The organism is Tychonema sp. LEGE 06208 (assembly GCF_015207505.1).
Taxonomy (GTDB): domain Bacteria; phylum Cyanobacteriota; class Cyanobacteriia; order Cyanobacteriales; family Microcoleaceae; genus Microcoleus.
This window is the reverse complement of record NZ_JADEWT010000050.1, coordinates 1-24,415: the sequence shown is the minus strand read 5'-3', so window position 1 is coordinate 24,415 and position 24,415 is coordinate 1. Positions and strand designations below refer to the sequence as shown.

At 45.5% G+C, this 24,415-nt stretch carries 16 protein-coding genes; 6 read left to right on the top strand and 10 right to left on the bottom strand.

The annotated features are described in order from the left end of the window. Window positions 1-131: 131 nt before the first annotated feature. The 4 genes from IQ263_RS14810 to IQ263_RS14795 form a co-directional block, all read right to left on the bottom strand. Window positions 132-1,307 carry a metallophosphoesterase family protein gene (locus IQ263_RS14810; RefSeq protein WP_194068091.1) on the bottom strand — a complete coding sequence of 392 codons (1,176 nt, stop codon included), beginning with the start codon at window positions 1,305-1,307 and terminating at the stop codon, window positions 132-134. Window positions 1,308-1,580: 273 nt separating this feature from the next. After that, window positions 1,581-1,922: a DUF5615 family PIN-like protein gene (locus tag IQ263_RS14805; RefSeq protein ID WP_194068090.1), complete on the bottom strand. Its 342-nt coding sequence runs from the start codon at window positions 1,920-1,922 to the stop codon at window positions 1,581-1,583. A 3-nt stretch (window positions 1,923-1,925) separates the two neighbouring features. Continuing rightward, window positions 1,926-2,252, bottom strand: coding sequence for a DUF433 domain-containing protein (locus IQ263_RS14800; protein ID WP_194068102.1), 327 nt, complete (start codon window positions 2,250-2,252; stop codon window positions 1,926-1,928). 190 nt (window positions 2,253-2,442) lie between these two features. Then, window positions 2,443-3,363, bottom strand: coding sequence for an ion channel (locus IQ263_RS14795; protein WP_333192712.1), 921 nt, complete (start codon window positions 3,361-3,363; stop codon window positions 2,443-2,445). Window positions 3,364-3,447: 84 nt separating this feature from the next. On the opposite strand from IQ263_RS14795, the gene IQ263_RS14790 reads away from it, so the two are divergent. Then, window positions 3,448-3,768 (top strand): hypothetical protein, encoded by a 321-nt coding sequence (locus tag IQ263_RS14790; protein WP_194068089.1) that lies wholly within the window; start codon window positions 3,448-3,450, stop codon window positions 3,766-3,768. Between the two features lie 560 nt (window positions 3,769-4,328). Here the strand turns inward: IQ263_RS14790 and IQ263_RS14785 are convergent. The 3 genes from IQ263_RS14785 to IQ263_RS14780 all read right to left on the bottom strand — a co-directional run bounded on the left by IQ263_RS14785 (window position 4,329) and on the right by IQ263_RS14780 (window position 7,898). Next, window positions 4,329-5,306: an RNA-guided endonuclease InsQ/TnpB family protein gene (locus IQ263_RS14785; RefSeq protein ID WP_228050065.1), complete on the bottom strand. Its 978-nt coding sequence runs from the start codon at window positions 5,304-5,306 to the stop codon at window positions 4,329-4,331. Continuing rightward, window positions 5,227-5,505, bottom strand: a complete 279-nt coding sequence (locus IQ263_RS28560) for a hypothetical protein (protein WP_228050070.1) — start codon at window positions 5,503-5,505, stop codon at window positions 5,227-5,229. Before IQ263_RS28560 ends, IQ263_RS14785 begins: the two co-directional genes overlap by 80 nt. Window positions 5,506-5,603: 98 nt before the next feature. Continuing rightward, a complete protein-coding gene (locus IQ263_RS14780) occupies window positions 5,604-7,898 on the bottom strand; it encodes a PAS domain-containing protein (protein WP_194068088.1) in 2,295 nt (764 codons plus the stop codon). 641 nt (window positions 7,899-8,539) lie between these two features. Between IQ263_RS14780 and IQ263_RS14775 the strand changes: the two genes are divergently transcribed. Continuing rightward, window positions 8,540-9,736 carry an RNA-guided endonuclease InsQ/TnpB family protein gene (locus tag IQ263_RS14775; RefSeq protein ID WP_228050064.1) on the top strand — a complete coding sequence of 399 codons (1,197 nt, stop codon included), beginning with the start codon at window positions 8,540-8,542 and terminating at the stop codon, window positions 9,734-9,736. 24 nt (window positions 9,737-9,760) lie between these two features. On the opposite strand, the gene IQ263_RS14770 is transcribed toward IQ263_RS14775, so the two are convergent. The 3 genes from IQ263_RS14770 to IQ263_RS14760 form a co-directional block, all read right to left on the bottom strand. Then, entirely contained in the window at window positions 9,761-12,373 is a 2,613-nt protein-coding gene (locus IQ263_RS14770; RefSeq protein WP_194068087.1) for a CHAT domain-containing protein, read from the bottom strand. Window positions 12,374-12,818: 445 nt separating this feature from the next. Continuing rightward, window positions 12,819-13,820, bottom strand: a complete 1,002-nt coding sequence (gene galE / locus IQ263_RS14765) for a UDP-glucose 4-epimerase GalE (protein ID WP_194068086.1) — start codon at window positions 13,818-13,820, stop codon at window positions 12,819-12,821. Window positions 13,821-13,919: 99 nt separating this feature from the next. Continuing rightward, window positions 13,920-14,123 (bottom strand): hypothetical protein, encoded by a 204-nt coding sequence (locus IQ263_RS14760; RefSeq protein ID WP_194068085.1) that lies wholly within the window; start codon window positions 14,121-14,123, stop codon window positions 13,920-13,922. Between the two features lie 346 nt (window positions 14,124-14,469). Between IQ263_RS14760 and gloB the strand changes: the two genes are divergently transcribed. The 4 genes from gloB (at window position 14,470) to IQ263_RS14740 (ending at window position 24,278) form a co-directional block, all read left to right on the top strand. Beyond that, entirely contained in the window at window positions 14,470-15,243 is a 774-nt protein-coding gene (gloB, locus tag IQ263_RS14755) for a hydroxyacylglutathione hydrolase (RefSeq protein ID WP_194068084.1), read from the top strand. 346 nt (window positions 15,244-15,589) lie between these two features. Further along, window positions 15,590-20,686, top strand: coding sequence for a PAS domain-containing protein (locus IQ263_RS14750; protein ID WP_194068083.1), 5,097 nt, complete (start codon window positions 15,590-15,592; stop codon window positions 20,684-20,686). A 289-nt stretch (window positions 20,687-20,975) separates the two neighbouring features. After that, entirely contained in the window at window positions 20,976-21,434 is a 459-nt protein-coding gene (gene rplI / locus IQ263_RS14745) for a 50S ribosomal protein L9 (RefSeq protein ID WP_194009876.1), read from the top strand. A gap of 228 nt (window positions 21,435-21,662) precedes the next feature. Beyond that, the gene (locus IQ263_RS14740) at window positions 21,663-24,278 is read left to right on the top strand and encodes a replicative DNA helicase (protein ID WP_194068082.1); all 2,616 of its coding nucleotides are present in this window, start codon (window positions 21,663-21,665) and stop codon (window positions 24,276-24,278) included. The last annotated feature ends 137 nt before the right edge of the window (window positions 24,279-24,415 follow it).

Here is a 24,415-nt window from a genome sequence, read left to right as displayed (position 1 = left end):
TTTTAGATTTTAGATTGTGGATTTTAGATTGTGGAATTTTTACAATGATGTTTTTCCGAGTGCTGTGGCACTTATCAAGTCCATTCGGCATCGGAGTAATGGCAAAGAATTACCAATTACCAATTACTAATTTAATTATTAACTGTTTCCTTAAACTTCTTGTACAAATCCTGAAATCCCTCCAATACAGCGGGTTGCGGTGTCGTTCCCAAACGGTTTTGGTAATAGTTGCAGAACTCGGCCGCCGGATCGAAATTGTTGGGATCGATATTAGTCATTTCCGTGGCTTCTAGCGGTGCATCTCGATAGCGCGGTTCAATCAACAACGCTTGAGAACAGATTTGCCGCACGCGATCGGCTAATCCGATTTGCGGGCTGTCTAGATCGACAATTACCTTTAAGAAACCAGGATGATATTGATGAGCTTCTAAAACAGCATCAAGATTGTCATTATCACATTGAAGCACTTTTAACGGTTTGTTGCAAGCCACAGGTTTAAATTCTACCTTTGCCTGACTTCCAGGCTCAACTTCTATCAAACAAAATCCTTTTTCCTGTTCGGCTTCTCCGAAATCTAACTGAATCAAAGAACCGGAATAATAGGCGAGGGAATTCTTAGCAATGCGCTGGTGGATGTGGATGTGTCCGAGGGCGATATACTGGGCTTCTGGTGGCAGAGTTTGCGATGAAAGCAAGTATTTTTCTCGCGTGTAATAAGCGACTTCGGATTTGGCCAAGCGAGCGCCGTCAATGCTCATGTGTCCCATCAGCATATTTACAGTATTGTCGCGAAAATCTGTAGTTAAATCTTGCAGTAAATCTGCTACAATTTCGCGGTAGTCTTGGCGGACTTTGGCATCGCCGGAGTGCCAGATAGCATTAGCATCTAACAGTCTTTGTTCGGAAGCAAAAGGCATCGCTCCCACGCAGAGTTTACCGCTTTTTGTATTAAGAGTAATGCTGCCGCCGTCGGCGGAACGCTTGGGTTTGCCTAGGGCGCGAACGCCGGCGAGGGAGAGCAATTGGGCGATGCTGTCGATGCGGGATGCGGAATCGTGATTGCCGGCGATCGCAATTGCGGGAATTCCGGCAGCTTGGAGCTCGCAGAAAAAGTGATAGGCAACGCGCTCAGCGTAGGCTGGAGGGTTGGGAACGTCAAAAATGTCGCCGGCGACGAGCACGGCATCGACATCGAGCTCTTTGGCTTGTTTCAAAATCTGTTCGAGGGCGATCGCAATTTCGGAAGTGCGATCGATCCCTCGAAAACGCCGCCCCAAATGCCAGTCAGCAGTATGAATTATTCGCATAGTAAGAAGAAGGAAGAAGTCATTAGTCATCAGTCATTAGTCATCAGTCATTAGTCATCAGTCATTAGTCATCAGTCATTAGTCATCAGTGCTGTCGCCTCCGAGTTTTCCGTACAACGTCATCAGTCCGATGGAAGAAGGAAGATGGAATAAAAGATGCACAGAAAGCTTTTAGGAGAGCGGTATTTTATGTTTAATTGGGTAAATTGAGAGTGGATTTATTTGTCAAGTTTGCAAGTTCATTTCATACTCGATGTATTCTATCACTTATGCTCACTCCGACGGTCGATTAACTCTAATCAGTAGACTTCTCAGTGTTTCCAGATTAGAAATAGCTTCATTAATGCGTACAGCCAGCCGTTCCCAGTTTTGGTCGTTTGTGCAGACAATTATGCCCGCATGGTCAGAACTCAACCTGTGCATTTGTATAAAGTCCGGTCTATTTAATGTCAAAAATGCACGATTATTGCTAATAGCAGAATCTAAAACTTCTTCATCCGGAATCTTTTGGTTAGCCTTACCCGCTTCTTGAACTGTCAGGACATCATGGCCCAAATTTCGCAGTAATTTTACAACAGGAAACGGGTATTGTTCATCTGCATAAAGACGCGCCACAGTTTATGCCTCTTCCTGTTCTCGAATTGCTCTTTCAATCTCATCAGGATATGCCTCAGCATAACTAAAAGCATTCACCAAATCTGCAGCACTCAAATCCGGATGACCTTCTAAAATATGAGCATCGGTGGCACTTTGACGGCGATAACTTACCAACAGCCAAACAGGAATCCGAGTTTTTCGGATACAGGCTTCTCCCCCCATGACATCTGGAGTCTTTTGAATGCCCGCCCAAAAGTTGGTTAAACTTTGGGCGAGTAATTGTATAGCTTGAGTCTTTTCCTCGGGACTTAACGCTAGGAGTTGCGGTTGCAATTCTTTCAGTGTCATATTCGCAGCTATTGAGTTCATAAATATTAGCTTATTTTGGCATACAAGTATTCTAGCAGTGACTAAATCAAAATTTTCATAGCACTCCTGGATCGATACCAAAGAAACCGGGTTTTTATGGAAATTCAAGGTGGGAAAGCTATATTTCGCCAAAAATAGGGTTTCGACGCACTCGCGGGTAAATTTTGTCTCATTCAATAGGTTTCACATCGTGAAACCGAGTATAATCAACCACCCGACCACCATCCGGCGCTCTCAAAATAATATCTACAAACCGCATATTCCACATAATTTCCGACGCTACAAAAGAATGTCGCGCGTTAATAGTTTGCGAAACTGTTTCGTCAATTCCAGTGAGCGTAATTACAATTTCTATTTCCTGCTCCATCAAGTCTTTAGCAGTAAGTTGGTACAAAGGACTGCTCTCATCAATTGCGTGCATTACCGTCCAAGTTAAGGAAAAAATACGAGATTGATTCCGCATTAATTGCAAATCGTAAAAACGGCGCATATATTCTCCTTCCGATGTTACTTCGTCGCGGATCAAAGTAACTCCCTGCTGGGCTTCTAAAATTTGATTGAAGCGCTGATTTCCCGCGCGATACATCAGAGTGGGAACGCCGTTGAAAGGAGCTATTACTGCTACGCGGCTGAAGATAACTCTAGCGCTTGGCCGGGAAAATTTTGAAAAAGCTAGTCCCGTCACCATCGCCACGGCCCACAAACCAAAAAACGCTTCGATCGCGACTATAGTATTAGCGTAATCGGTGCGGGGAAACATTGCGCCGTAGCCGATGGTCGCCATTGTTTGCACGCTGAAATAAAAGGCATCTTTCAAAGAACCATGCCGAGCATTAGCAATGCAATCTCCTCCTGCCAAGTAAGCTAAGGCAAATAAACCATTCATGACTAAATACGACAGACAAATCAGAAGGAAAAATTGCGGCCAAGAAAGAGTTAGCAGTTTGTGGTAGAGGTCGGCAAAATGCAGGCGAGGTATTCCCAACTTAACAATATTTAAGGTGGATTTTTCTTTTCGGCCGACTAAACGAGACGGTTGCGGGCGGTTGCGGTGCATTTTCATTGCGATTTGTAACTGCTGCTGTTTCAATTTGTAACTATTGCTGGAAGCGGGAAAACTTATCCCTTAGACTGATTTTTAATTTCAAAAATTCAGATCGCAGCGGAGTTGAAAATGGTTGAGCTTAACTGGCGTGACTGTGTGGTGATGATTTCTTTTATGGCTTCAATTGCAGGTCTGCTGTTGCTGGGCGATAAGCGTGAGTCGAAGCTGGCGGGCGATCGTGCTTTGAGCGAAGAAATGCTGATTGAGATGAGCTTTACTTACTGGATAGTGTACTGCATTTCTGTCTTCGGGCTGAAACTTCATTTACCAGAGGATAGCTGGTTATTGCTCAGTTTGAAGCTGACTACTGTTCTTTCTTACTTGTTGACTGCTTCTAGCATCCTCAGCCTGCCGCTGCAACGCATGGCTGTCAGACGAGTTGAAGATTGAAAACTACGGGTTATATCATTTCCGGTGACACCGGAATGATGTTGACTGTTGACTGTTTACTGTCAACCGTCAACCGTCAACAGTGAACTCGAATTTACTATTCTGATGAAGAGAGGATTTGATATTAGTTATTGAGAATTTGAGTTTTTACCGATTGGATTTCAGAAGAAATGAAGTCCTCACTACTAACTTATTTGAGTGATATTATTGCTAGCTGTTAGTTGGATTTAAGAAGGAATGAAGTCCTCACTATAGCCCAATACGGTTTACTTAAGACGATCTCCCTGGCACACCCCTTAAAAAGGGGGGAACAAGAATCCCCTCAAAGTCAACCCCTACTCCCCGACTATCCGGGGGATGCGAGGGGGATCTCCGGGGCATAAATATGTTAAGTGAACCGTATTGCACTATAGCCTTTCTCAAAAAAGTGAGGTATGCCCTATGCCCTATGCCGCATAGTACCTCATAATATGAGAGCACAGAAAGGCTATACTAACCTATGTTAGTGATATTATTCGCTGCGAACTTGTTTATTTGTTGGTGAGGTAAACTACCCGCCACTAAGCTAACGCTATAGTGGGGGCTTTTGGTAGCCCTTGAGCGATTGCACAAGACAACAACTCAGAACCTCTAGGACGGCTTACACTCGCCCCCAATAATGCAATCATCTTCGAGCCATTTTCGTCTGCATCACCAATCCAACCACAGACTTTATTGCTGCACTTAAATTTCTTCTCGGTTCTGACACCGATATGCAAACAACAATGGCAACTTTGGCTCGTATAGGCTGGATTGACGGCAACTACCTCAATCCCTTCCTTTATTCCTTTGTATTCGAGAAACGTTCTTAACTGATAAAAAGCCCAAGAATTAGACCTTCTTCTTTCAGTCTTGTTTCTGGGTTTAGAGTTAGTTTGTTCGCGAATCCCTGTTAAATCTTCGATTGAAACAAAGGATTGAGTCTGTTTTGCATCATTAATAATGGCTGTTGAGATGTTATGATTTAGCCATGCTTGGTATCTTCCCGCGCGTCCTCCTAACCGTTTCAAAATCTGTCTAGCTCTACGTCTAGATGACCTTGTGCCTTGAGATGCTTTTTTTTGCAAAGAAGCCCGAACACGGCTATACTTATCTCTAGTTTTTTGAATCTCCTTACCTGACCACGATTTACCTGTGCTAGTTACAGCTAGATCACGCCTTCCGAAATCGACACCAATTACGTTAGTTGTTTTTTGAGGTTTCGGAGTTTCCGATTTTAGCTGAATATGGACGTACCAGCAACCATATTTGTGCAAACAAACTTGAGCCGAAGTAGGATTATGACCTGTTAGCTTGCCCTTAGGGTAGTTACTAGCTCTCAAAGAAACTTTTAACCGCTTGAGAGTTGTAGAAATGCTCACCGTCCAATTTGACTCAACGAAACGAAAAGTCCTAGCATCACAATCAAAGCTAGTGGGCTTAAAGCTCTTGACCTTTTTCCCTTTCTGTTTTGCCGTTAGACGATTGGCTCCTACTCGCTTCACAAGCTCTAACAACATGGTTAGCTGTTAGTCCAAACTGTTCTTTCACATCTTTGTAACAGACAGCTTGGATGGAGTTTCTGTTAGTTAGGTTATGATTAACATTTTGATTAATCCAGTTACAAGCTGACGCAAAAGCATAAGCTGTATCGGACAACAATTGTTGCTGTTCGATACTAGCTTGAAGCTTTACAACTAAAGTCAGGACTTGTTCCATCTCACCAAAAAACTCACTACTATGAGTATAGCTTAATTATTGCCGTTGTGCTGTCGCACGTTTATACTGGTTGCAATTCCTCTCGCCGCTAAACTTCGTTATAGCGGGAGCCTCCTTGCAACATTAAGGTGAGGAAGGCTGACGTAACGCGCCCAAAAGGGATCGAGTAGATCGCCCTCGCCCTTGATATTCCCTTTTTTCTCCTGCTTTCCTAGGGCTGCGGAAATCGCAGAAAATATCCTCAAACTCCCGGTAATCATGCCTTGGGGATTTCGCAGCGGTAAACTTGAGACACAGACATCGATTAATGAACCGTCTTTGCGCTGCCGCTGGCACTGCTTGGCAACTGGCGCTTTTCCTGCCAATTCTGACTGAAGCATAGCGCTAAAGTCGAGAATTTCATCGCTGGGGACGATCGGCAAAATCTTCCCCAAAACCTCCGATTTTTCCCAGCCCAAAATTTGCTCCGCCGCCGGATTCCACAGCGTCACCGCAGCCGACGCATCGACAGCAAAAACCGCCACGGGCAAAGCTTCAATTAACCCTTCTAAAACTTGATTGGTTTCGCACAATTTAGCCTCTACTAACTTGTGTTCGGTGATGTCCTGACAAGCACCGTAAACACCTACAGCGCGATTCTCGGCTTCATCCCACACAACTTGCCGGCAATCCCACAGCCAGCGGATTTCACCGGATTTGGTGACAATTCGATATTCGCTGACTTCCTTGCTGCTGCAGGAGCGAGACTGCATTTGTTCCTGCAGCATTTCTCGATCTTCGGGATGGATGCAGTTGCATTCGGGCCAACCGGAATTTGCGATTTCTGATGCACTATAGCCTGTAATCCGAGTAAAAGCTTCAGTCATCCACTCGCACACCCAAGTTTTGTCGGGCAATAGGTTAAAAGAATAGGCAAAATCTGAGGTAATTTCCGAGAGAATGCGATAGCGAGATTCTGATTCCCGCAAAGCTGCTTCGGCTGTTTTAAGTTCGGTAATGTCTCTATTTGTCACGAGAACTGCTTCGATGCTACCCTCCGCATTCGCGATCGGGCTAAAAATGTAACTGCAATAATTCCTGCGCCCGGTGCGCGGATGAATAAACTCTGTTTCTATTGTTAAACTTTCTCCTGTGGCTAGTATATTTTTCCAGCAATTATTGTGGAGTTCGATCAGTTCTGGCGGCCAGCCAATTTCTGCTACTGATTTGCCTAAAATGCAGGTTTTTGACAGCGGAGTTAACTCTAATCCGGCGCGATTGATATAAGTTAACCGCCCTGCGCGATCGAACATCAAAAGTCTGCCCGGTGTATTTGAGAGGACACTATTGAGCAGGTTGGTTTGCTGTAGGAGCTGAGAGTGGATTTTTTGCAGCGCATCTTCTTGGTTTTTGCGAGCCGTGATATTTTGAAAGAACACAGATAAACCTTCTTCCGACGGATAAGCTTCGATTTCCAACCAGATATTTGGCTGCTCGTAATACCATTCAAATTTAACAGCAACATTACGGGAGACGGCATTATGAAGTTCATTAAAAAAAATCGTCTTTGCGCTTTCTGGAAACTGCTCCCAAATATTTTTACCTAAAAGCTCTTGACGCTTTCTGTACCAGCAATCTTCTGCTTTCTGGTTAATGTAAGTAAACTGCCAATGGCGGTTGAGCGTATAAAAGCCCTCTGTGATGTTTTCTAAGATATTAACGATTTGCTGTTGCGATTTTTCTAACGCTGCTGCTGAGAGCTTCCGCTCTGTGATATCGCGAGAATTGATTACTATGCCGTTGATGCTGGAATCGTGTAGTAAATTGTTAGCAATGGTTTCTAAATATACCCAGTCACCGTTAGCGTGGCGTTTGCGATATTCTATGGGCGGTGCAATCCCCGGTTGTTTGAGCAAGTTGGCAAAATATTCCTGCCAAGCAGGGGCATCATCTGGGTGGATTAAATCATTATATAATTTACCGATTTTTTGTTCTGGTTTGTAGCCTAAAATCCGCTCTAGCGCCACCGAAGTTTCGTCTCCTATCCGCCCGTCAGCTTCAATAATTGTGATTAAATCGGAAGAATTTGCGAGGAGAGTGTGCAATCTTACTTCTGCTTTTGTCAGCACCTGAGTCACTTTTTTATACTGCACCTGACTTTCGTCTAACTGCTGCTCTAAATTTCTGATTCGAGCACCTTGTTGAGATACTTTAAGTTCTAAACAGTGGTTAATTTGTTCTGATTTAGTTTGCTTTTCTTTTGTTGATAAAATTTGCTGAGTTTCGACTGACAATTCCTGCAAAGAGCAGGATAAATTGTTAATATTACTGGTAAAATTTTCTTTTTGTTCTAGAGGTAATGGATCGATATGTTGCTGCAATTCATTGAAATGCTTAAATACTTGTGTGTTCATTGTAGTAAGCGCTCAAATTTGCGACTATAAAGTTTTTTAATTTGTTTGTATAGTGTAACACTTTATTCATGTCAAGTGTCAAAAGTAATAAATTTTAAAGTTTAGCGGTATAGCTTGAATGGCGATGCTAGTTTCCTCTGGCGCAGTCGATCGCTAATTTGAGAAAGTTTAAAAAAATATGGGACTAAGTAATATCACTGAAAGTAGTTGTATATTTTTTATATTGAAATTGGTTGGTTATGCCTAGTGCTGCCGAATTTGAATGAAAGTTCGATCGAGCTTTGAGTTTGTACGGACTTCGGGTAGGAGTTTAAACCTTGTGATTATCCACATCTCCTGCAAACCCTCACGGCATTTATACCGCTAGGGAATCAATTCCCTAGCGGTATCAGTTGACTGTTGTCAGTTGACTGTTGTCAGTTGACTGTTGACTGTTGACTGTTGACTGTTGACTGTTGACTGGAAGCCCGATGCCCTGTTTGGCCGATTCCCATCTTAACTAATGCGAATGGGAAGTCCCGCGCTCTACCGAAGGTGAGCGTCGGGATGAAAAAGAGTCATAAAATAAATTGAGCGACAGCGAATCAATAATCATTTTTGTGCGCTATGATAATTTTATCGGTATTCTGCACTCCTGATAAATGTATAAAGCTTACAAGTACAGAATTTATCCCACAAATGAGCAAGATGTCTTGCTTGCAAAGTCTTTTGGCTGTGCGAGATGGTTCTGGAACTATGCTTTGAATTTATGTCAAGAAACTTACAAGAATACCGGAAAAGGACTATCCAGAGCATACATACAAGGCTTGCTCCCTGTACTCAAGAAAGAATACGAATGGTTGAAAGAGCCATATTCTCAATGCTTGCAGGTGGTTGCATTGAATTTATCTACTGCCTACAAAAACTTCTTTGACAAGAGGGCTATGCTGCCCAAATTTAAAGCCAAGCATAGTAGGCAGTCGATCAGTTACCCTCAAAATGTCAAATTTGAGGGTGACTATATCAATTTACCTAAAATTGGTTTAGTTTTCTGTCGGCGACATCGTGACTTTGAGGGAAGCATTAAGACTGTTACCGTATCTCGCAACCCGGACGGTAAACACTTTGTTTCTGTTTTGATTGACGATGCAAAAGAACAGCCTGAGTTAGTCCCAGTAGATAAAGCTATTGGCATTGATGTCGGGTTAACTCATTTTGCGATTACCAGTGATGGCTCTAAGTTTGGCAATCCCAAGCATTTTGTCAAGCGCCAACGAAACTTGAAACGCAAGCAGCAAAAGCTTTCTCGCAAAAAGAAAAACAGTCAAAACAGGAAAAAGGCGAAACTGGCGGTGGCAAAAGTCCACTCCAAAATTGCCCGGTGCCGCGAAGATTTTCTGCACAAGCTATCCCGCAAGATAGTTAACGAAAACCAAGTTATTGCAGTAGAAAATCTCAACATCAAAGGCATGGTAAAGAACCATAATTTAGCCAAAGCTATTAGTGATGTTGGCTGGGGTATGTTCTGCACGATGCTCAAGTACAAGTCCCAGAGTGAAGGAAAACAATACGTTGAAATCGATAGATGGTTTCCTAGCTCTAAGACTTGCCATGTATGCCTAAATCGAGTTGATAATCTCACTCTTGATGTTAGAGCATGGACTTGCGAGCATTGTGGTACGCACCATGACCGTGATGTAAATGCAGCGATGAATATTAGAAATGAAGCCTTGCGGATTCTGGCGTTAGGGACTAGCGCTTCTGCCTGTGAAGGGGATGTAAGCCTTTCCTCGTCAAAACTTCCGTTTTGTTGGACGCCCCGCCCCGTTGAATCAGGAAGCCAGCGCTGTACCACTTAAGTGGTCAGCGTCTGGTAGTTCACATTATTGCCAATTCCCCACGAGTATGAAAGCAGCCCAGTAGTAGGGATTTTTATATTCTTGGTTTTGCAACAAGGTTAATTGAGCGTTGCGGAGGGCTTCAGCTTTGGTGGTTTTAGAAGCAGCAAGCTGCCGATAAAACTCAGTCATAAAGATAGCAGTAGATTCGTCGTTGACTTGCCAAAGCGTGGCGACTGTGCTCCGGGCACCCGATCGAATTGCCGCCCCGGCCAAACCCAAAGCCGCGCGATTGTCGCCCGAAGCTGTTTCGCAAGCACTCAACACTAAAAGCTCGATCGGCTGTTGGTTATCCCCAGTGCGCGATCGCAGCAGTCGATCGAACTCCTTGACATTCACCCGCTCGTCCCAAGTCACAATAAAAGTATCCGCCGCATTCGAGCTAAACTGACCGTGAGTTGCCAAATGGACGATCGGGTAAGACAAAGATTTGATTTTATCGCGCAACCGCCCGCTAACAAAATCTTCATTCAGCAGGTCAGTAGCGGGAATCTGAGCAGAAATTTGTTGAATTTCTCGTTTCACCCCCGGCAAAGCCGAGAAGCCTTGACGCGCTTCTGAGAGGGCAGCCGCGAGCACTCTTAACTTAACTTCCCTCAGAGGTTTGGGTGTCAGCAATTGCAGTCCTGGTGCCAAAGCAATACTGTACTTTTCTAGCAAAAACTTTTCGCCGTCGTGCAGCACCGCCATCGGCAGATTTCGCAAATAACCGTCGAGTACAAATACCAGAGTTTTAATTCCGCTGGCAGTCAAATCAGCCTCTGCGGGGCGAATTAACCAGTCGTAAACCTGTTGGACGGCGGGCAACCTGTCGCGGGGAAACGCAGCAGGCCGGATCGTATTTTTGGCTAGTCTGAAGGCTGTTTCTAACTCGGCTTGAGACTTATTGGTAGTGTAGCGGCGCAGTGGTTTGCCGGGAATTGATAAAATTACCTCCAAACGATCGCTCAAAATAATTGGATAAATCACCGCCGCAGCAGGATCGATTTGCTCGATCGACTGTGGTTTAGCATCAGCGCAAGCATCCCGAAAAAAGTTATCCAATTCCGCCAACTGCAAAGATTCCACCGTTTGGCGCGCCAGTTTCAATTTAGCTTGACTCGGAGATTCCTCTGCCAAAAGCAGTCCGACTAATTCCCGATAAACCGGTTCGGCACTTTCCCGAAACGAAAATTGTACTTCGGGATTCACTGTCACCAAATCGCCCCGCAGAGAAGACAATACATTTACAGCTTGAGTATATTGGGCGATCGCCCCTTCTGTATTTCCCTGAGCTTTCCGAATCCGTCCGAGTTGCCACAATAATTGATAGGCAATATCGGGAGATTCAAACACTGGTGCCAAACTCAAAGCCTGATTTGTCAAACTTTCCGCCTGCTGATGCTGCTGCTGCAATTCCGAAAGTTTGCCCCTAGCTGCCAGAATGTAAGCTTGTATGCGTTTGTCGCCCAAACTATTTGCCGGTGCTGCTGAGCGTTCGAGCATTTTGTCAACATCGCTTAAGCTCAAAGTTTTTGCAGGCGACTGAGCTAATTTCATCAAGCTTTGAGCTAGGTTAATTCGAGCGTAAAGTCCCGCACGATTTGAAGCCAATTCAGCGGTTTGAGGTTCGATGGAACGCCACAAAACCTCTGCTTCCGACCAGTTTGTGCGATCGACCAACAGACTTAATTTGTTCAACTGCGCCTGAATTTGTAGAGGTGTTGCGACTGTGATTGCCGCCGAGCGATCGTAATATTCTAGAGCCGAGGCTTCCAAGTCAGCCTGCTGTCGGGTGTTCAAACCCGGTTTATTACTTTTCGCCCGCGCCGTATTTCCCAGATTGAGATAAATTGCCGCTTCATCTTGTTTGATACCTAATTTTTGGGCTGCTGTCAGTGCCTCTAATAGCAAAGTTTGGGAGTTTTCCAGTTGTCCCAAAACCCGCAGCACCCGCCCTAAAGCATGAACTGCCCGGACTTTTTCGGCAGAAATAGGCTGATTTTTTAAAGTTGCCAAATCTGATGTCGAAACTGCACAAGTTTGGTTTTCCAACATCAAGGAAGTTAACAGAATTTTGCAAGCTCTTGGGTAAAGTCCGAGAGTTTCCCAAGCCCGACTTTGATTGATTTGAACTTGAAAAAGTTGGTTTTTGCGATCGATTTGCTCGAATATTTTAGCGCTTGAGTCGAAGTTATCGATCGCATCTTGAGTCTGTCCCCGTTCGAGTTGCAACTGTCCTTGAATGTTGAGAGTTTCAGCCAAAATCCGCTGCTGTTCGGCAGTTTTGGGTTCGGTTCGCACCACCGACAAACTCGAATTCACAGCTTGTTCTGCTTGTTCCCAAAGTGCTAACTGCCCGTAGGTTGCAGCTAAATTGCTCAAGGCTGTGGCGAGAGGGAGATTTTCGCCTGTTTTCTCAAACTGTACCGCCGCTTGCTGCAAGAGCGGTACAGCTTCGGAAAAACGTTTTTCTTCCCACAGAGTGCGAGCTTGTCGGACAAGCTGCACAGCAGGCGGTGACTGAATCTGAGCAACTGCGGGAGGAATTGCAACGGATAGCAAACAGGAGATCAGAAATAACAGAATTGCTTTTCGGAGCGATCGGGCAAACTTCATATATATAATTCAAGCTGGGTAATTCCACCAGCACGCTGATGGGAGTTTTTTGCCGGTAAGTCATATCATCAAATATGGTTTGGAGCATCCACTAGACATCTCGCACTAATTCACTTTCAATTATTGAATTATCTGCGTCCATCTGTGTGTATCCGCTTGACATCTGCGGTTAACCCATCAATCCAATATTTACGCAACTCAAGCCTACTCTTTCTTTTTCCTCTTATTAACGAGCTGGCGGCAGCATTTCCGGCTTACCAAAAAACATTTTCTTAACTCCGTGGAAGCTGTCGCCCTCGATTCTTTCGAGTTTACCTTGTCTCTCGCGCCAGACTTTCTCTGGTTGTCAGCACCCTAAATAAGCTGTTGTGCAAATAAAATTTGTCAAATTCTCTCCCCATCGGAGCGTCAATTGCCATACACAATCTATATGAGCAACAGCTTACTAAGTGGAGTGTCGTTTTTGATGCCACTGCCAAGCGTGAATTAAAATATCCTTAATGTCGGGATATTCTGGACACCAACCCAAAATTTTGATAGCTTTTTCGCTGCTACCAACTAAGGCTGCTGGGTCTCCCGGACGGCGATCGCACTCAACCGCTTTAATCTCTTTTCCAGTCACTTCACGAGCCGTTTGTATCACTTCTTTTACCGAAAATCCGCCGCCATTTCCCAAATTAAAGAAATCAGATTTGCCGTCATTTAACAAATATTCCAATCCTAAAATGTGAGCCGATGCCAAATCGTTAACGTGAATGTAATCGCGAATGCAACTACCGTCGGGAGTATCGTAATCTGTCCCAAAAATTGCGATCGAATCCCGCTTACCCAAAGCCGCCATCAACACCAACGGAATCAGGTGAGTTTCTGGATTGTGATCTTCTCCTAACAACCCGTTTGGATCTGCCCCAGCCGCGTTAAAATAGCGGAAACAAACTGATTTAAAATTGTACGCAACATCAAAATCGGACAAAATTCGTTCTACCATTAACTTAGTAGCGCCGTAGGGATTTATCGGATTTTGTGGGTGGTCTTCTGCGATGGGAATTTTATGCGGTACGCCGTAAGTCGCGCAGGTTGAAGAAAACACAAATTTTTTCACTCCCGCAGCGATCATTGCTTCTAAAAGTGTAATTGTGCCGATGACGTTGTTGCGGTAATATTTAGCTGGATCGGTAACAGATTCGCCCACGTAAGCATAGGCTGAAAAGTGCATTACTGCTGCAATTTCGTGAGTGGCGAACAGGTTGTCGAGCAAAGCGCGATCGTTCGTATCGCCCACTACCAATTTTACTTGCAAAACCCGGTCTACTAAATCTTGGTGTCCGTAAACTAAATTGTCCAAAATTATCACGTCGTAACCAGCTTTTTTCAGTGCTAATACTGCGTGAGAGCCAATATATCCAGCTCCACCTGTTACCAAAATTGTTGGTTTTTTTGTACTCATTTTATTCTGTTTTTTTTTGTAGTTGGATAGTCGATTGTATTATTTTAGGGTTGGGTTAAGTCTGTTTTTTTGTCAACTTTCAACTGTCAACTAAAAAAATTAATCGATAAACTTAAGGCGACCAATTTGAAGATAATCAAAGATGCGATTGATTTGATATCGGTCTTCTTCGGAAATTTTATCATCAGATAGGATAGTGGAAGTCAAAACTAAATGTTCGCGGCGAGCAATTTTGCCAGACGCTACAATCCGATCGACCATTTGAGAAATTGTCAAGTTCGATTTGTTGGGAGATGTTCGCATTTATTCGATCGCCTTTATGTCAGAATAGTTAAAGATGCTGGCAATTCTTAACTCAGAAATGATGCAAATCGATTTGTGGAACAGCAGAAATAATCTATCATATCATGTCCGCTCGATTACGATAACAAAAATGGTTCCTAGTACGGACTCGCATTCCGCAGAATTTTACGGACTCGCATTCCGCACTACGAACCCGTCGCGCCTGCGGTTAATCGATCGGACACAAGATCGAGGTTATACTCCCAAAGATAGATGCGCGGAGTCTATAATTATGAATTAAGCCTGCCTCGGAAGTGCGATCGCACTAAATTTGATTCTATAATAATTTTTATCCAGAGGTAATTCTATGCAGGTCTATCAAATCCCGGTACTGTCCGACAATTACATTTTCTTGCTGCACGACCCCGATCGCCAGACAGCAGCAGTCGTCGATCCAGCCCGAGCAGAACCGGTCTTGCAGCAACTGAGCTCGCTCGGAGCCGAATTAACAGCAATTTTCAACACGCACCACCACAACGACCACATAGGCGGCAACCAGCAACTGATCGATCGCTTTCGGCAAATTAAAGTTTACGGCGGCGCACAAGATAGAGGCAGAATTCCCGGACAGCAAGTGTTTTTGCAAGCGGGCGATCGAGTAGAATTTGCCGGCAGAACCGCCGAAGTCTTCTTCGTACCAGGCCACACAAAAGCTCACATAGCCTACTATTTCCCCGCGCGCAACCAAGGCGAAACCGGCGAATTGTTCTGTGGGGACACTTTATTCGCGGGAGGCTGCGGCAGACTGAAAGAAGGCACTCCAGCTCAAATGCTAGCTTCTCTGGAACAATTGCGAAACCTGCCGGACAGTACCAGAGTTTGGTGCGCCCACGAATACACGCTGCAAAACTTGCAATTTGCGATCGGCGTAGATGGCGACAATCCCGATCTGCAGCAGCGCTTAGCCGAAGTTAAAGAAGCGCGCAGCCGATCGCAACCTACCATACCATCCTCGATCGGCATCGAGAAAAAGACCAACCCATTTTTGCGCTGGGATTTGCCCAACCTCCAATCAGCAGCCAACACCCGCGATCCCGTCCAAACCTTCGCTCAATTGCGCGCCATGAAAGACCGATTTTGACAATAGCAACGTCAGCCTTACATACCTGCATCACGTCAAATGTGTGCAACGAGCCACAGCCGTTGATAATATGCAGCCACCAAGAAAACCGATCGGGCTTACCCCTGCTTTGAAACAGCCAGAAAACTGCCTCTGGCCTTTGCTCTGTAGCGGCAACTGGTTAAGCTCAGGGACTGTGCGATACAATAAATTGTCCCGATATCAACATTCCAGTAGGACGATCGACATCCCTCTTAAGTTTGAATTGTAACCCTGTTTAAAGTAATACTTCCTCGGAATGATTTCCGTATAATTATTTAACGATCGCGATTGGCTTAGCCAAAACTCAAACCGTTGTTAGAAATCGATGAAAAATCTAGGCAATACTGAACCCCAACAGCACATCGACCCCTGTGTTTCAACGTATTCTAACAACGCGCTTTACCCGGGCGCGCCTTTACCAACAGATATAGGCATGGTTTTGCAATTGGCAGACGGTAGCATTCAGGGGTGCAATGCTCGCGCCGAAAAACTGTTGGGGATGACAGCACAACAAATGCAGGGCAACTCTTCGATAAACTGTCCGTGGCAGACTGTGCGTCAAGATGGCTCGGATTTTCCCGGCGAGATGCACCCGCCGATGGTGGCGCTTTCAACCGGGCAGCCAAGCTCAAATGTTATTATGGGCTTTTATCAACCGCAGGGAGAATTGATTTGGTTGAATCTCAATTCTCAACCTTTATTTCAGGGAGATCGATCGACTCCCTACGCCGTAGTTACAACCTTCACCGAAATTGCTCAACCTCAGCCAGAAGCAGCCTGTAACGTCGGCGCGCCACAACTCTCAGACACACTCGAAAGTATTTCCGACGGGTTCTTTGCTTTGGATCGAGACTGGCGATTTACCTACCTCAATTCTCAAGCGGCGCAGTGGCTGAATCGACTCCCGCAAGAGCTGATTGGTAACAGCGTTTGGGAAGAGTTTCCCGAATCTGCGGGTAGTTTGTTCGAGCAGGAATACCTGCGCTGCGCCAGAGAGCAAGTTACGGTTAGTTTTGAATCTTTTTATGAGCCGCTCAATGCTTGGTATGCAGTACGAGCTTATCCGATCGCCTCGGGAATTGCGGTTTATTTTCAAGATGTCACCCAGCAGAAAGCGGATCGGGCTGCTTTTATTCAACAAGCCCAAACTGCGCGGCAACAACTTGCAGAAATTGAGGCGATTTATGCTAGCGCGCCGATCGGACTTTGCTTTGTCGATACCGAGTTGCGGTTTGTCCGGATCAACGATCGGCTAGCAGAAATTAACGGAGTTCCAGCCGCCGCCCACATCGGCAAAACATTGCGCGAAATTTTGCCAGAAATGGCAGATGATTTAGAGCCGCTTTACCGACAAGTTATTGAAACTAAAGTTCCACTTCAACAGCTCGAACTTCGCAGGACGAACTCAGCACAGCCGGGAGTCGAACAGGATTGGCTGTTGAGTCTCTATCCGCTCAGGGCCGAGGACGATCGCGTTTTGGGCGTGAACGTGACGGTACACGAAATTACGCATCGCCAAGCTAGCAAAAGAGAAATTCAACGGCTCAACCAGGAACTAGAGTGGCGAGTGAATGAATTGCAATCAATCCTTGATGCCGTACCCGTCGGAATTACGATCGCAGACGACGCCCAGTGTCAAGTAATTCGCGCTAACCGGTTTGCTCAATCGATGCTCGCAGTGCCGCCCGATGCCAATGTTTCTGCAAGCGGAGAGCAAGCCGCAGTCCTTCCGTTCAGACAACTCAGCAACGGAGTAGAAATCCCGCCAGAAGAGCTCCCAATGCAGCGGGCTGCGGCTTCGGGCTCCGAAGTGCGGGATGTGGAAATTCAAATGGTGCGATCGGACGGAGCGACTTTTGATTGGTTGGTGAATGCGGTGCCGTTATTTGACGAACAGGGCGCAGTTTGCGGCTGTGTGGGAGCGTTTGTGGATATTAGCGATCGCAAACAAGCAGAAGAAGCTTTGCGCCGATCCGAAGAACGCTACCGCACTTTGTTTGAGTCCCTAGACGAAGGCTTTTGCATCATCGAAATGCTGTTTGACGACAACGAAAAGCCGATCGATTACCGCTTCTTAGAAATCAATCCGGCCTTCGAGAAACAAACCGGACTCGTACAAGCTGCGGGTAAAACGATGCGACAGCTCATTCCAGAGCACGAAAATTATTGGTTTGAGGTGTACGGCAAAGTCGCGCTCACGGGGGAACCGCTGCGCTTTGAACACGGCTCCGAAGCGATGAACCGCTGGTTTGAGGTTTCGGCGTTCCGCACTCCCGAGCCGCACAGCCGCAAAGTCGCCATACTTTTCAAAGACATCAGCGATCGCAAACAGGCGGAAAATCTTCTGCGCGAACACTACAGCAAGTTGCGACTGTTTGTTAAACATTCGCCTGTGGGGGTGGCGATGTTTGACCGCCAGATGCAGTATATGCTGGTGAGCGATCGCTGGCTGGCTAACTACGGGCTGGGCGCTCAAAATATTGTCGGGCGATCGCATTACGATATATTGCCAGATTTGCCCGATCGTTGGAAACAAATCCACCAGCGCTGTCTGGCGGGAGCAGTCGAAATCTGCCCAGAAGAACTGTTTCCCCGCGCTGATGGCTCGATGGACTGGGTGCGCTGGGAAATTCACCCTTGGCGCACCAACAGCGGTGAGATTGGCGGGATCATGATTTTTTCGGAAGTAATCACCGATCGCAAAAACGCTGAACTCGCCATCGCCGAGGCCAAACAGCAGGTCAGCAATATTATCGAAAGTATTACCGATGCCTTTATCGCCTTCGATTCGCAATGGCGCTATACCTACGTTAATGCCACTGCTGAAAAATTGCTGGCGCGATCGAGAAACGACTTGTTAGGTCGATCGATCTGGGAGATGTTCCCCGCCGAGAAAGAATCCAATTCGAGAGTATATCAAGAATTTCATCGAGTTATTAACGAGCAAGTTTCTGTCAAATTTGAAGAATTTTCACCTTCACTTCAAGTTTATGTAGAAGTCAGCGCCTATCCAGCCGCCGGAGGATTGACGGCTTATTGGAGCGATATTACCGATCGCAAACGCACAGAAGAAGAACTGCGACAAAAGAATGCAATTTTGAACGTGATTAACGAGTCAGCGCCCACGCCAATTTTTGTCAAAGATCGAGAAGGACGGATTATTTATGCCAATCCGCCCGCGCTGGAGGCGCTGGGAAAAACTGCTGATGAAGTAATTGGCTGGCGCGATATCGATTTATACCCAGTAGTAGAACTTGCAGTCACAGTCACGGAAAACGATCGGCGCATTATGGAATCTGGACAAACAGAAGTCCTCGAAGAATCTCACGATGGCATTCGGACATTTCTGGTAATGAAAGCTCCCTACCGCAATCAGGCGGGAGAAGTGATCGGCTTGATTGGCATCTCCAGCGACATCACAAATCGCAAACGAGCAGAAATCGAGCGGCAAGAACAAACAAAGTTACTACAAGTAATTATTGACAGCATTGGTGACGGTTTAATTCTTGCCAACCAACAAGGGGAGTTTGTGCTGTTTAACCGAGCCGCCGAGGGGATATTCGGTCAGCTATCGAATGAAAAATCCTGGGAGGAATGGTCGAGCACCTACGGAGTATTTTTGCCAGACAAAAAAACCCTATTTCCCAACGCTGAACTACCCCTAGTCAGAGCAATCAAAGGCGAATATGTCAATGATGTAGAAGTATTTATCGACCGCCAAGATGGCGAAAGTCGCTGGATCAGTATCAGCGGTTATCCGGTGGTTGATACTAGCAACGAAATCCAAGGTGGAGTGATTGTCTGTCGCGATATTACAGAACGCAAACAATCAGAAGCAGCGTTGCAAGAAAGCGAAGAGCGATTCCGCAATATGGCTAACAACACTCCTTTTATGGTCTGGGTAACAGACTCCACAGGTTACTGCACTTTCCTCAGCGAAAGCTGGTATGAATTCACCGGTCAAACTCAAGAAACAGGTTTAGGATTTGGTTGGATAAATGCTTTGCATCCAGAAGACCGAGAACCAGCCAAAAACGCATTTTTGATGGCCAACGAACGCCAGGAACCTTACCGCATGGAATTTCGCGTGGGACGCCCGGATGGCGGATATTCTTGGGCGCTGGATGCGGCGGCTCCTCGATTTACTGAAAGCGGACAATTTGAAGGTTTTATTGGCTCTGCGATCGATATGACAGAGGGCAAAAAAGTAGAAATCGAGCGCGATATGGTTCTGCAATTGGAACAAACTGCCCGCGCGGAAGCCGAGCGAGCTAACCGGATTAAAGACGAGTTTCTGGCGGTGCTTTCTCACGAGTTGCGATCGCCCCTAAATCCGATTTTAGGCTGGTCGCAACTGCTGCTAGCAGGGAAGCTGAGCGCGACTCAAACAGCCAAAGCGTTGGAGACAATCGAGCGCAACGCCAGACTGCAATCTCAATTAATCGAAGACTTGCTAGATGTGTCTAGAATTCTGCAAGGGAAGCTCAGATTGACTGTGGCTCCGGTGAATGTGGGAATCATTATTTTGTCTGCTTTGGAAACGGTGCAATTAGCAGCCGAAGCTAAAAAAATTCAAATCGAAACAATTTTAAATCCCGATGTCGGACTCGTTCTCGGCGATACAAGTCGCTTGCAGCAAGTTGTGTGGAATTTGTTATCGAATGCGGTAAAATTTACGCCCGAAGGCGGTAGAGTTGAAGTTAGATTAACGCAAGTCGGTGGCCAAGAAGTGGAAATTCAAGTCGCCGACACGGGTAAAGGTATTATTCCCGATTTCTTGCCCTATGTTTTCGAGCATTTCCGACAAGAAGACGGCGCGACTACTCGCAAATTTGGGGGTTTGGGATTGGGATTGGCGATCGTCCGCCAACTGATCGAACTGCACGGCGGGACGGTATTTGTAGAAAGCGCTGGAGAAGGTCAAGGAGCGACGTTTACGGTGAGATTACCGCTATTAAATGATGATTCTAGAGCGCAGCGGTTAGAAGCGGTCAATTCGTCTGGTAGTTGCGATATTTCATCTTTCCCGCTCTCGGGATTGAGAATTTTGGTGGTAGATGATGATCTCGACTCGCGGGATTTTGTCGCCTTCGTCCTCGGCCAAGGGGGTGCAAAGGTGATTGCGCTATCTTCTGCTGCTGAGGCGCTGCTGTCGATCGCGCAAACTGCACCGGATTTGCTCGTCAGCGACATCGGAATGCCGCAGATGGACGGATATATGCTGATCCGTCACATCCGCACTCAGCTTGCGCCAGAGTATCGAGATTTGGTGGCGATCGCCCTAACGGCCTATGCTGGAGAAGCGAACGAGCGCCAAATTTTGCAAGCCGGATTTGACCAACATTTATCTAAGCCCATCGATCCGAGTGAGTTATTGGCCGCTGTAGGGCGATTGATGAGCCAAAAGCTAAAAAATCCATAACAGGTTCGATCGTTCGGACTTCAGTCCTTGCTCAATCAGCTTCGCAGTGAGGACTTGAGTCCTCTCCAATGCCTTAACAACCTTCCCTTGAGACGGATGAACCCGCCAAAAATGAATGATATCTCATTCCTCTTCCTGATGACGTTGGACGGAAAGCTCGGGGGGGGACAGCAAAACATGACTAATGACTAATGACTAATGACTAATGACTTCTTTCTTCTCCCTTGCGATCGCCCTTCAAACTTCGCTATTATAGAAAGTTGCAATTAAAACCCCACAAGCAACGATCATGGCCAAGCGCGTCCAATTAGTATTAAACAAAGATGTCAGCAAACTCGGCAAAGCTGGCGACGTAGTAGAAGTAGCCCCAGGCTACGCCCGCAACTACCTAGTACCCCAAGGAATGGGATTTAGAGCCACTCCGGGCATTCTCAAGCAAGCAGAGCGCCGCCGTGAAGAAGAAAGACTGCGCCAGTTAGAACTCAAGCAGCAAGCTGAAGTCCGCAAAACCGCCTTGGAAGCAGCCGGGCCTTTCATCATCTCCAAGCAAGTCGGCGAAGGAGACGCGATTTTTGGTACTGTCACCAACCAAGAAGTAGCAGAACTGATTTTCAACTCTACCAGTCAAGAAGTCGATCGGCGCGGCATCACCCTACCCGAAATTCGGGGCACTGGTACATACAAAGCTGAAATCAAACTTCACGCGGAAGTTACCGCCGAAGTTAATATTCAAGTTGTCCCGATGTAATTAAGAGTCATCAGTCATCAGTCATTAGTTATTAGTCATCAGTCATCAGTCATTAGTCATTAGCTAAGAACTGAGTACAGCTAACGAAAGACTGAGGAATGCTAACTTGCAGGTTGAAAACTGAAGACTAATAAATCGCAACCAATGACCAATGACCAATGACCAATGACTAATGACTAATGACTAATGACTAATGACTAATGACTAATGACTGAGGACTATTGACTAATGAGCGATTTGATGCCGACAAATATAGAGGCAGAAGAAGCAATTTTAGGCGGGATTTTAATTGACCCCGAAGCGATTTCTCGAATTGCCGAACTTCTGCGACCGGAGTTTTTTGCCATCACCGCTCATCAAGTCATTTATCGATCGGCATTAGGGCTATTTTTGCAAGGCCAACCGACAGATTTAATGACGGTGACAACTTGGTTGACAGATCGCAACCAGTTAGAACAAGTCGGAGGACTCACTAAATTAGCACAATTAGTCGATCGCACAGTTTCAGCAGTCAACATCGACCAATATGCAGCCCTAGTTGAAGACAAATATCAGCGCCGCCGATTGATCGAAGCTGGCAACAACATAGTACAATTAGGTTACGAGACAGCAGCACCGCTAGAAACAGTCTTAGACCGCGCCGAACAAGAAGTTTTTGGCATCACTCAAGACCGCCCGCAACAGGATTTAGTATCCATCGGCGAAACCCTAAACCAAACATTTCAAGACTTAGAAAATCGCAATGAAGGCCTGACACTTCCCGGTATTCCCTGCGGTTTTTATGATTTAGATGCCATGACAGGTGGCTTTCAGCGATCGGATTTAATCATCGTTGCGGCTAGGCCAGCAATGGGCAAAACGGCTTTCTGTACCAACATCGCCCACCACATCGCTGCTGGACAGCAAAAATTGCCGGTTGCCGTTTTTAGCTTAGAAATGTCGAAAGAACAGCTAGTGCAGCGTATCTTGTCCAGTGAAGCCAAAATAGAAAGTAACAGGTTGCGATCGGGCAGAATCAGTCAAAACGAATGGGAACCAATTAGTACAGCCATTGGCAACTTATCAGAACTGCCATTGTTTATTGACGATACTCCCAATATTACCGTGATGGAGATTCGATCGAAAGTCCGCCGCCTCCAAGCGGAACAAGGCGGAGCTCTAGGATTGATTTTGCTAGATTACCTGCAATTAATGGAAGGTAGCAGCGACAACCGCGTCCAAGAATTATCTCGAATTACTAGAAGCCTCAAAGGTTTAGCCCGCGAGCTCAACGTGCCGATTATTGCTTTGTCTCAGTTGAGTCGCAGTGTAGAAGCAAGGACAAATAAGCGGCCGATGATGTCTGATTTACGCGAAAGTGGCTGCTTAACAGGTGATAGTTTAGTTACGCTGGCGGATAGTGGATTAGAAGTCCCAATTCGCGATTTAGTCGGCAAATCTGGCTTTGCTGTTTGGGGATTAAATTCAGATACCCTGAAACAGGAAAAAGCGATTGTGACTAATGCTTTTTGTACGGGAGTCAAGCCAGTCTGGGAGATGACAACTTGCTTGGGAAATTCGATTACAGCAACCGGCAATCATAAGTTCTTTACATCAGATGGTTGGAAGCGTTTAGATGAATTAAAAATAGGCGATCGGATTGCTACACCTCGATCAATTCCTTGTACTGAAGTGCAGACGATGGGTAATGCTGAATTAGCTTTACTAGGACATTTAATTGGTGATGGTTGTACTTTGCCCCGACATACCATTCAGTACACGACGCGAGAATTAGATTTAGCTGAATTAGTTGCACATTTGGCTAGAGAAGTATTTGGCGATCAAATTAATCCCCGCATTAAACGCGAACGCGATTGGTATCAAGTTTATCTCCCCGCTAGTTATCGTCTAGCTCCCAATATTAAAAATCAGATTACTAAATGGCTCGAACAATTAGAAATCTTTGGTTTACGTTCCCATGAAAAATTTATTCCCAGTTTAGTATTTACCCAACCGCAAGAATCGATCGCTCTTTTCCTTCGACACCTATGGGCAACTGATGGTTGTATCCGCACGAGTAAAGACAATTCCCACTATCCCAGTGTTTACTATGGATCTAGTAGCGAAAGACTAGCGCGGGGAGTTCGATCGTTATTATTAAAATTGAATATTAATGCATCTTTGAAATCCGTTTCCCAAGGAAACAAAGGACGAACTCAATATCAAGTATGGGTGGGCGGGAAGCAATGTCTAGAAAAATTTGTATATGGGATTGGTGCGGTTGGCAATTATAAACAAGAAAGTTTATTCGCCCTCAAAATATATCTAGAAAATTCTGGACGGGCTAATACCAACCGAGATTTAATTCCCAACCAAGTTTGGCGAACCCAAGTTAATATTGCCAGAGAACGTTTGGGTTTAACAACTAAACAAATTAAAGCAGGTTTGGGCGTGCGCTATTGTGGCGACAGTTCCTATCAATGTGATATCAGTAGAGAACGAGCTATGCAGTTAGCTAATCTTCTAGAATCTGAAGAAATTCTGAAAATTGCTGCTAGCGATATCTATTGGGATAAAATAAAAAAGATAGATTTCATCGGCGAAGAAATGGTTTACGATCTAACGGTAGATAAAGTTAAAAACTTTGCTACACAAGGATTGTACGCTCATAATAGTATCGAGCAGGACGCCGATTTAGTCATTATGCTTTACCGAGATGAATATTACAACCCCGATTCGCCCGATCGCGGAATTGCCGAAGTCATCATCACCAAACACCGAAACGGCCCCACAGGCATCATCAAACTTTTATTCGATGCCCAATTTACCTCATTCCGCAATCTAGCATCTCCAAAGCGCTCTTAAGAAGCCAAGAAGTCATTAGTCATTAGTCATTAGTCATTAGTCATTAGTCATTAGTCATTAGTCATTAGTCATTAGTCATTAGTCATTAGTCATTAGTCATTAGTCATTAGTCATTAGTCATTAGTCATTAGTCATTA